Source organism: Chryseobacterium elymi (genome assembly GCF_003385495.1).
Classification (GTDB): Bacteria; Bacteroidota; Bacteroidia; order Flavobacteriales; family Weeksellaceae; genus Chryseobacterium; species Chryseobacterium elymi.
In genome coordinates this window covers 1-9,642 of the sequence record NZ_QNUH01000037.1, presented here as the reverse complement: position 1 = coordinate 9,642, position 9,642 = coordinate 1, and the positions used below count along the sequence as shown (strand labels likewise).

Here is a 9,642-nt window from a genome sequence, read left to right as displayed (position 1 = left end):
CCTTGATACGAATATTGAAACATATATTTTTACTGAAGGTCCTGAAGATAAATCTTTGGAAACCATCTTTTCAATCAACAACAAAACAAGAGCGTCCTTTTCTATTGATTATAGAATTATAAGCGCAACGGTTTCATTTACACCAAGTTTCCTTCCCGGGAATAATGATGATAACCTCAAAGGAAGCAGCTCTTATGCAGACCTGAGATTCAGGTTTTTCCCAAAAAAGTTTATCCAGACCGTTTATTACAAAAATGTAAAAGGATTTTACATGGAAAATATGAGCGACTTCTTCCCGGACTGGCAAGAAGGAAAAGACCCATATCTTCAGTTTCCCGATCTGAGGGTTCAGAGTTTCGGAGGATCCACCGCCTATGTGCTGAAAGATCATTTCTCACTGAAAAGCATATATACGCAGGGTGAATGGCAGAAAGAAAGCCGCGGAAGCTGGGTGCCTATTGTAGATTATGATCTTTCCATATTCAGAGATATTTTAAACGGGCAGAAAAGTAAAGAAACCCAATACAGTTTAGGGGGCAGCATGGGTTACTTTTATAATTGGGTGCTGGGAGCGAAAAAAAGAGTGAATATTGCTCCCCATATATCGTTGGGGTTAGGCGGAATGTTTTCCAGCAGCTGGGATATTCAGAACGATGGGACAAAATTGAACAAGCAAAATACACAATATCTGACACTCAGATTTGCCAGCGGACTTCATATAGGATATAATACAGACAGATTCCTTTTTGGAGGAAAGTTTAATGTCAATGCCTATGCTTACAATCAAAAAGACAATCAGAATGTACAAAATAACAATCTATACGGATTGCTGTATATAGGCTACCGTTTCCCGCCACCGAAGGTTATCAAAAGGAATTATGACAAGGTTCAGAAAAAGATTCCCATCCTGTAACTTATTAGGTCTTTTAAGTATCTTTGCTACTGAAACCAATTAAAAAAATAAAAAAGAATGTCGTTAATAAAATCTATTTCCGGGATCAGAGGAACGATCGGCGGAAAAGTAAATGATAACTTAACCCCTCTGGATGTCGTAAAATTTGCATCAGCATTTGGAACATGGCTTCAGAATACTCAGAATAAAAAAAATTTAACCCTTGTCATAGGAAGAGACGCCAGGATTTCCGGGGAAATGGTTTCCTCACTGGTAACAGCTACCCTGCAGGGATTGGGAATAAATGTAGTGGATCTTGGACTTTCTACAACACCAACGGTGGAAATAATGGTTCCTGAGCTTAATGCAGACGGAGGAATTATTCTGACTGCTTCCCACAACCCAAAACAGTGGAATGCTCTTAAACTGTTAAATGGTAAAGGAGAGTTCATCAGCGGAGATGACGGCGCAAAAGTACTGGCTCTTGCTGAAAGTGAAGATTTCAACTACGCAGAAGTAGATGATCTTGGAAAATATGAAACAAGAAATGATGCTTTTAATATTCATATTCAGCAGATTTTAGACCTTCCGATGGTAGACGTTGAAGCCATTAAAGCAAAGAAGTTCAAAATAGTACTGGATGCTGTAAACTCTACAGGAGGGATTGCAATTCCAATGCTTCTCGATAAGCTTGGCTGCGAAACAATTAAATTATACTGTGAACCGAACGGGCAGTTTCCACACAATCCTGAACCTTTGAAAGAACACCTGGGAGACATCTGTGAGCTTGTAAAAAAAGAAAATGCAGATTTAGGAATCGTTGTAGATCCTGATGTAGACCGATTAGCCTTAATTGATGAGAAAGGGGAAATGTTCGGGGAAGAATATACCTTGGTTGCCGTAGCAGATTATTTATTGAAACATAAAAAAGGAGTTGCCATATCAAACCTTTCCTCAAGCCGTGCCTTGAGAGATGTTGCCAGAAGCCACGATTCAGAATACTTTGCAAGTGCTGTAGGAGAAGTAAACGTAGTGAACCTGATGAAAGAAAAGAATGCAGTAATCGGAGGCGAAGGAAACGGAGGAATTATCTACCCTGATCTTCATTACGGAAGAGACTCTTTGGTAGGAACTGCATTGTTTTTAACCCATCTGGCAAGAGAAAACAAATCCGTTTCCGAATTGAGAGCAGGTTACCCAAGCTACTTTATGGGCAAAAAGAAAATAGAGCTGACGCCGGAGATTAATGTAGATGATATCTTAGCCAAAATGGAAAAAGAATATCAAAACGAAGAAGTTTCTACCGTGGATGGCGTTAAAATTGACTTTGAAAACAACTGGGTGCATCTGAGAAAATCCAATACAGAGCCTATCATCAGGATATATACCGAGGCCTATACGCAGGAAGAAGCTGATAAGCTTGGAGATGATATCATCGCTAAAATTAAAAGTTTGATTTAAAAATAAACAGGAACGGAACAGAATTGCTCCGTTCTTTTTTTGCTGGATTGTTTTCAATATTTTAGATGAGGGAAACAGAAACAGAATAAAAGATATTGAAGAGGCCTTGAATTTTGAGATTTGTGCTGAGAATGGATCGTTATCACTATTTAACCACAATTTCCGTTTTTTATCCACAATCCTTTTATCTGTTTTCTTTTTTTACTATCTTTAATATAGAAATTTATGAAAAAATAATTCAAAAAAAAGTTGCAACTTTGCATAAACATTTGAATTTCAGTTTCAGAGGTTATTATTAATTAAAAAGTTTGCCGAGGTTTGTAAGCATATTCAGACATCGGGCCGACAAAGACAACACTATTGGAAGAGTATTTTGGAAATGAACTTGTAAAAAAGTTCGAGGAAATGATGGAAAATAATGATGAATTCTACTTCGATACCGAAGAGCTAGAAGACATTATTGTTTATTATTTGGAGCTGGGAGATTTTAACTACGCAGACAATGCTGTTAATTATGGCCTTAAGCTTCATCCCAATTCATTGGATATCAAGATCAAAAGACTTGAGATTCTTTTGGAATGGGAAGATTATAATACCGCAAAAGAACTCATTGACGAACTGAAAGGTTCATCCATGGAAAACACAGACTTTATGGTCTGCTATGCGAAGTATTATTCGAACTTGGGAAACCCCAGAAAAGCCATTGACATCTGCAAAAAAGCCTTAGAACTGCAGGAAGAAGAAAACTTCCTTCATAACTTTATTGCGGACGAATATGTAAACTTGGGAGACCCTTTTAACGCCCTTAAACACTACAGAAAAGCTCTGAAAGAAGATCCTATGGATGAGTATTCTCTCGAAAACTGTATGATCTGCTTCAGCGACCTGAATAAGAGCGAGGAGGCTATTGCCTTTCTTAATGAATATTTAGATGAATTTGCCTATTCCGAAACCGCTTGGTTCGAATACGGGCAGTTTTACTTCAACAGAAAGAATTACGAAGAAGCCATAAAAGGATATGATTATCTTTTGGCCATCAACTCAAGTTCTGTAGGAGTATATGCAAACAAAGCGGCCTGTTACGAAGCCCTGGGTCAGTACCAGAAGGCCGTAGAGGTATATGAGGAAATGCTTGAGCTTGAATATACCAAAGCATTTACATTTTACAAGATAGGCTTGTGCTATAAGGCGCAGAAACAGTCCATAATGGCTTTAAATGCATTCCAGAAATCATTGAGAGAAGACCCGCAATTTTATCTTGCGATGATGGAGCAGTCTTATCTTTATGAAGAAATGGGAGGTATGAAAGAAGCATTACACTTTGCAAAAGAAGCCACCCAGTTGAATGACGACAACCTTGACTATCAGAAAAGACTGGCGTTTCTGTTCATTGATTCCGGAAAATTTGAAGAAAGCCTGGCCTGCCTGAAAAAGCTGGTAGATGCAGAACCTTCAAGATTTTATAACTGGTATGCCTATTCAGAGGTCTTGATGCTCCTTGGAGAATATGAAGAAGCAGTAACGATTCTGGATAACGCCTTAAAGGTACATGACAGAGCAGAGCTTTATTACCAACTCAGCAACTGCTATTTCAACCTGAGAAACCCGGAAAAAGGAGCAGAATCTCTTCAGAAAGCCTTAAATATTGATGCATCATTAGCCCAGGATATGCAGAAAAAATATCCTTTTATTAAAGATGAGGTTAAGAAGGTTAAAGCTAAAGTGAAAAAGAAGAAGAATTCTTAGAAAGTTGGAAGAGAGAAGACTTTAAAATTGAAAGATTGATCTCGATTCTCTTAACAGCTTAAAATTCTTAATAATTAAATTTATAAGCATTAAATAATCAAATCCTGCAGCAATGCAGGATTTTTAGTTGATATCAATAAAATATCTATTTTTTTATAACTGCTGTTTTAGCTCTTAAAAAAATCAGCCCGCCGATAATGACTCCTGCCCCCACAAACTGTAAGAAGCTCAGTTTTTCACCATCTAAAAATCCCCAGATAATAGCAACGATAGGCATCAGCAGAGTTACGGTGGAAGCAAATAACGGCGTAGATACCTTTAGTAACCGATAATTCAGGGTCATAGCCAACCCTGTTCCAAATATAGATAATAAACCTACAAACATCAGCCCCAGCATATTGTCCTCATTAAAACTGAATGTTGAAAAGAACCCTGTGAATGTTAAAGCAATAAGGGAAGGGAAAAATAAAACAAATGAGAAAACAAACGCTGATAAAATAGTAGAAGAAACATCCATTAGTTTGGACTTCACCGTTGTCGTGCTTAAAGCATAGCACAACGTGGCCAATAACAACAGTAATATCGGAATAAGCTTGAATTTTCCGCCTTCTCCATCTCCTCCGAAAGCCAATAAGCAGACTCCCGCAAAGCTGATCATTGTTCCCACGATCTGCCTATTAGTTGTGTCAAACTTCCAGATCAGCGCGCCCACAATAATCACGAAGATAGGCATCATAGAATTGATAATTCCGGCGATGCTGCTGCTTACTTCCGTTTCTGCTATCGGAAATAGAAACATAGGAATAAAATTTCCTGTAAATGCAGCTACGATAAGCCACTTCAGGTGCTTTTTGGGAAACAGCCTGTATTTTGAAATCGCTACTGGCATTAAAATAATTCCGGTGATCAGAACCCGGAGTGCTCCCACTTGGTAAGGACTGAAATGCTCAAGAGACTTTTTGATCAAGATAAAAGACGAGCCCCAGATAATAGTTAATACAATCAGAAGTATCCATTTTTCTTTATCTGTGTTCATTGTTTTTGTGTAAGATGTTTAAAAATTCTTTTTTAGGAATCATTTTTGCTCCCAAACTTTCCAGATGATCGGTATGTGATTGACAGTCAATGAGATCAAAATTGTCTTTATTGTTTTCCACAAAATGAATAAAGCCGGCTTTAGAAGCATTGCTTACTTTCGCAAACATACTTTCGCCACAGAAAACGTTTCCAATTTGAAGCCCGTAAAAACCTCCAACCAACTCTCGGTCCTGCCATACCTCAATACTTTTGGCAAGGCCATACTTATGAAGCTGAATAAAAGATTCCATCAGTTCATCCGAAAGCCATGTGCCGGTCTGTCCCTTTCTGCTGGCTTGCTGGCAGTTTCGAATTACGTCCCTGAAGTTTTTGTTCTCTGAAAATGTAAAAACATCCCTGTTCAGTATTTTTCGCATCGACTTGGAAACTTTCAGATCTTCGGGAAACAGAACAAATCTTGGATCCGGACACCACCATAATATTTCCTCTCCGGGGTTATACCACGGAAAGATCCCAAGCTGATAGGCAAACCAAACCCGCTCTGTAGACAAGTCTCCTCCAAAGGCAACCAGTCCATCGTGACCGTCATAAAGTTCAGGATCGGGGAATGAAATCTCGTTTTCGTCTAATCGGACCATTTTTTGGAAAAAAAATCCCACTTGGGAAAGCAGGATTTATATTTGATCTTATTTTTTAATTAAAAAGGTAAATCATCATCATCGTCACCAGCGAAAGGATTTTCATTGGAAACCGGGGATGCAGCTTGAGAAGGAGAAGCTTGTGTAGGCTCAGATCCGTTATCCATAACCTTTTCTATTCTCCATCCTGTAATAGAATTGAAATACTTAGTTTCACCCTGAGGAGAAACCCATTCTCTTCCTCTGATGTTGATTCCCACTTTCACATTTTCACCTTCCTTAAGGTTATCTAATAAACTGATCTTATCAGACAAAAATTCTATGTTTATCGGCTGTGGATACTGTTCCTGGGTTAAAATAACCATTTCTCTCTTTTGAAAGCCACTTGCAAATGTCTGAGCATCAAAAAGTTTCTTTACCGTTCCTTGTAATTCCATATTGTAATTATTAACTTTGTAAAAGTAAGAAAATGAAATGTAATAATTGGAGGACCTGAAAAAAAATATGATAATTTTAAATTTTTTTTCTGAAAAGTTTGGAGACAATGGAAAAAGTCCTATATTTGCACTCACAAAAACGAAGCAAGCTCTTTAAAATAAGCAAAAACAAACCAGCGGATGTGGTGTAATTGGTAGCCACGCCAGACTTAGGATCTGGTGCCGTGAGGCGTGGGGGTTCGAGTCCCTTCATCCGCACTTGCGAAAAACTCTCTGTATTGTTTACAGGGAGTTTTTTGTTTTTATGCCCTTCACATAAACCCTTCGAATATTTGGAGGCTTAGATAATGCTCTTTGATTAACCACAATTTCTCAGATCGATTTTATTCAGCCTGTACCCAATATAATAGTAACTTCTGTATCTGTATCCTTAATAGAATACTCCATAATTTTGTTATACTAAAACAGAGTATTATGGAAACTATTATTCGAAACCAGCAGCAGATTCAATATGCTGACGTCTATATTTCAGATATGCCGTCTCTGAGAAATATCTTTCTGCAGTCACAAAATTTATCCGGATTAAACCAGGATTTTGGTGTACCCTTTCTTTTGGCTAAGAAAAGAAATGAGATTTTGGGTTTTGCAAGTCTGATCATTAATGGAAAAGGAGGGATCACATTTAAGATCTATGGCAAAGGTGACCTTGCAGACTCCGAAAAAAAGAATTTTAATCTTCAGGCAGAGCGTTATTTTAATAAAAATAATTCAGCAAATTTCCGGAACGCAGAACAGTTGAAAAGCAGTATCAGCAGAATGATCAGTTGGCTGAATGGTGGCTAAAACTTCAATAAAGTTGTACATTTACTTAAAACCGAGGCTTTATGTCAAAAGACGTTCTTTATCTTAAAATAGCAAAATCTGTCACTGAGCAGATTAAAAGTGATACACTGCAGTTGGGAGACCGGCTGCCTTCATTAAGAAGTGCTCAAAAACTTTATAATGTCAGCCTGAATACTGTAAAACAGGCCTATATGGAGCTGGAAAGCCGCTCTTTGGTAGAATCCCGTCCCAAATATGGCTATTTTGTGAGTCAGACTTCTCAAAGAAAATTGGCATTGCCTTCAGTGGCCCCAATGAAAGTGGCTGAGAAGAAAAATACGCCGGAAGATCTTATTGATAAAGTATTCGGAACCATTGACGGAACGGATGTTACCCAGTTCGCTTTAGGTATTCCGGGGAAAAGTTTCCTGCCTTTGGCGAAGCTTAAAAAATGCATGATCAATGTGATCAAGAGAAAAAATGACAGCGGGACAGATTATGAACCGGTACAGGGAAGCGAATATCTCCGGCGTGAAGCAGCCAAATGGGCTCTGGTACTAGAGGGGAAAATATCAGAAGATGATCTGGTCATCACCTCCGGAGCCATGAATGCGGTGTATACCTGCCTGATGGCGGTGACGAAACCCGGGGATTCTGTAGCAGTGGAAAGCCCTGTCTATTTTGGGGTGCTTCAGGCGATTCAGCAGCTGGGTCTGAAGGTCGTGGAAATTCCCACCCACCCTATTTACGGAGTAGATCTGGATGCTCTGAAAAAAGTGCTGCCTACGCTTTCTGCCTGCTGTTTTGTAACGAATTTCAATAATCCGTTAGGCTTTCAGATGCCTGATGAGAATAAAAAAGAGCTGGTAAGAATGATCACGGAATATAATGTTCCTCTCATCGAAGATGATATATACGGAAACCTGTATTTTGGATCAGAAAGACCAAAACCGTGTAAATTTTATGATGAGGCTGGCCTGGTGATGTGGATAGGATCGGTTTCTAAGACACTTGCTCCAGGCTATCGCGTGGGATGGGTTGCTCCCGGAAAGTTTAAAGAAAGGGTAATCCGGCAGAAGCTGGTACAGACCGTGTGCAGTCCGTCCCTATATCCTGATGTGATTGCAGATTTTCTTGAACACGGCCGCTATGACCACCATCTGAGAATGTTCAGAAATAAGTTGTATGCGAATTATCTTCAGATTCAGAAATCAGTGATTCAGCATTTTCCGGACAATACCAAAATTTCGGAACCGAAAGGCGGATTTATGCTGTGGCTGGAGCTGGATAAAAGAATCTGTACGGAAGACCTGTATGATGAAGCAATGAGCCAGAAAATAAGCTTTGCTCCCGGAAGAATGTTTTCCCAATACAATCAGTACCAAAACTGCATGCGCCTGAATTACGCCTTGGAATGGACGGACAGGGTAGAAAGTGACCTTGAAAAGCTGGCGAAAATGGTAAAAAAAAGAATTTAATAAAACACTATAGCAATGATAATATGAACAATGAAGTAAAAATTATAGCTTATGACCCTCAGTATAAAGAAGCTTTCAAGGCATTAAACGAAGAATGGATCAAAACATTTTTTACCATGGAGGCAGGTGATTATAAACTACTGGACAATCCTGAAGAGCATATCATAAATAAAGGAGGATATATTGTTTTTGCAATACTCGATAATGAAGCTGTCGGCACCTGTGCATTGGTGAAAATATCGGATGCACCCCTTAGATTTGAACTCTCAAAGATGGCTGTAAGTCCCAGAGCCCAGGGAAAGAAAATAGGATATTTGGTAGGACAGACCTTAATAGATAAAGCCAGGGAATTAAATGCAGAAAGTATTTCTCTTGAAACAAATTCTGTACTCGTCCCTGCAATAAAATTATATGAAAAGCTTGGTTTTAGACATATGCCAATCTCTGATTCGGCTTATAGTCGTTGTAATACACAGATGATGCTTGAGTTTAATCTTTAGAAGAGGCTTAATAAATAAACTGAATCCGGGATAAAGATTAAGTGAGTGTGATGGTAGATAGAGCCTTACAAAGCATTTAGTTGGTTTTAAGGTAAGTAAAGCCGTTTCATCTTATTGGTAGCCAATTTACAAAGGAAATGTTTTGTATTACTTTGCTGAATGAAATGCCTTTGTTTTCCTTGCTATACAGAGAAAATCTGCTCTGTTTTCCTTTACGATAAAAATAAAATTGTTTTCAGACTTTTTTACCATTTCTTGTTAAGGTTCTTTCTGTTCATGAGGTTTGGCCTTCCTTCATGTCTATTCGGACTTTTTCCCTATTTTTGTGAAATTCCTTATTCCAATGAAAAAGATTATCCTCATCGAAGACGAAACCAGCGTAGTCTCTTTTATAAAGAAAGGGCTTCAGGAAAGCGGGTACGAAGTTTCAGTAGCCTTTGACGGGCGTACAGGCGTACAGGTGGTGCTGGGCAACGATTTTGATCTGGTAATTCTTGACATTATGCTTCCGGAAATGAATGGTCTGGATGTTTGTAAAGAGATCAGGAAAACCAATAAGCATGTTCCAATCCTGTTTTTGACAGCATTGGGAACGTCCGAAAATATTGTGTTAGGCTTAGAAAGCGGCGG

General features: G+C 38.7%; 10 protein-coding genes and 1 tRNA gene. 8 read left to right on the top strand and 3 right to left on the bottom strand.

Annotated elements, in window-relative coordinates; all coding sequences use genetic code 11:
* The 3 genes from DRF60_RS20325 to DRF60_RS20315 all read left to right on the top strand — a co-directional run.
* A partial coding sequence (locus DRF60_RS20325; RefSeq protein WP_116015102.1) for a DUF4421 family protein occupies positions 1-913 on the top strand: 913 nt, incomplete at its 5' end.
* 57 nt (positions 914-970) lie between these two features.
* Positions 971-2,353 (top strand): phosphoglucosamine mutase, encoded by a 1,383-nt coding sequence (gene glmM, locus DRF60_RS20320; protein ID WP_116015100.1) that lies wholly within the window; start codon positions 971-973, stop codon positions 2,351-2,353.
* Positions 2,354-2,713: 360 nt separating this feature from the next.
* Positions 2,714-4,099, top strand: a complete 1,386-nt coding sequence (locus DRF60_RS20315) for a tetratricopeptide repeat protein (RefSeq protein ID WP_116015097.1) — start codon at positions 2,714-2,716, stop codon at positions 4,097-4,099.
* 145 nt (positions 4,100-4,244) lie between these two features.
* Here DRF60_RS20315 and DRF60_RS20310 read toward each other — a convergent pair whose 3' ends face one another.
* From DRF60_RS20310 to DRF60_RS20300, 3 genes are read right to left on the bottom strand one after another with little or no spacing between them, the layout of a single operon-like run.
* The gene (locus DRF60_RS20310; protein WP_116015095.1) at positions 4,245-5,135 is read right to left on the bottom strand and encodes a DMT family transporter; all 891 of its coding nucleotides are present in this window, start codon (positions 5,133-5,135) and stop codon (positions 4,245-4,247) included.
* Complete coding sequence (aat, locus tag DRF60_RS20305) at positions 5,122-5,775, bottom strand: leucyl/phenylalanyl-tRNA--protein transferase (RefSeq protein ID WP_116015092.1); 654 nt, start codon at positions 5,773-5,775, stop codon at positions 5,122-5,124. Before aat ends, DRF60_RS20310 begins: the two co-directional genes overlap by 14 nt.
* 59 nt (positions 5,776-5,834) lie before the next feature.
* The gene (locus DRF60_RS20300) at positions 5,835-6,212 is read right to left on the bottom strand and encodes a DUF3127 domain-containing protein (RefSeq protein WP_116015105.1); all 378 of its coding nucleotides are present in this window, start codon (positions 6,210-6,212) and stop codon (positions 5,835-5,837) included.
* Between the two features lie 176 nt (positions 6,213-6,388).
* Here DRF60_RS20300 and DRF60_RS20295 point away from each other — a divergent pair.
* From DRF60_RS20295 to DRF60_RS20275, 5 genes are all read left to right on the top strand, one after another.
* Positions 6,389-6,470 (top strand) — tRNA-Leu (locus tag DRF60_RS20295).
* A gap of 216 nt (positions 6,471-6,686) precedes the next feature.
* Positions 6,687-7,055 (top strand): hypothetical protein, encoded by a 369-nt coding sequence (locus DRF60_RS20290; RefSeq protein ID WP_116015090.1) that lies wholly within the window; start codon positions 6,687-6,689, stop codon positions 7,053-7,055.
* Positions 7,056-7,096: 41 nt separating this feature from the next.
* Positions 7,097-8,512 carry an aminotransferase-like domain-containing protein gene (locus DRF60_RS20285; protein ID WP_116015088.1) on the top strand — a complete coding sequence of 472 codons (1,416 nt, stop codon included), beginning with the start codon at positions 7,097-7,099 and terminating at the stop codon, positions 8,510-8,512.
* Positions 8,513-8,535: 23 nt separating this feature from the next.
* Positions 8,536-9,012, top strand: coding sequence for a GNAT family N-acetyltransferase (locus tag DRF60_RS20280; protein ID WP_116015086.1), 477 nt, complete (start codon positions 8,536-8,538; stop codon positions 9,010-9,012).
* A 343-nt stretch (positions 9,013-9,355) separates the two neighbouring features.
* Positions 9,356-9,642, top strand: a 287-nt coding sequence (locus tag DRF60_RS20275) for a response regulator (RefSeq protein ID WP_133297257.1), incomplete at its 3' end; no start/stop codon positions are given.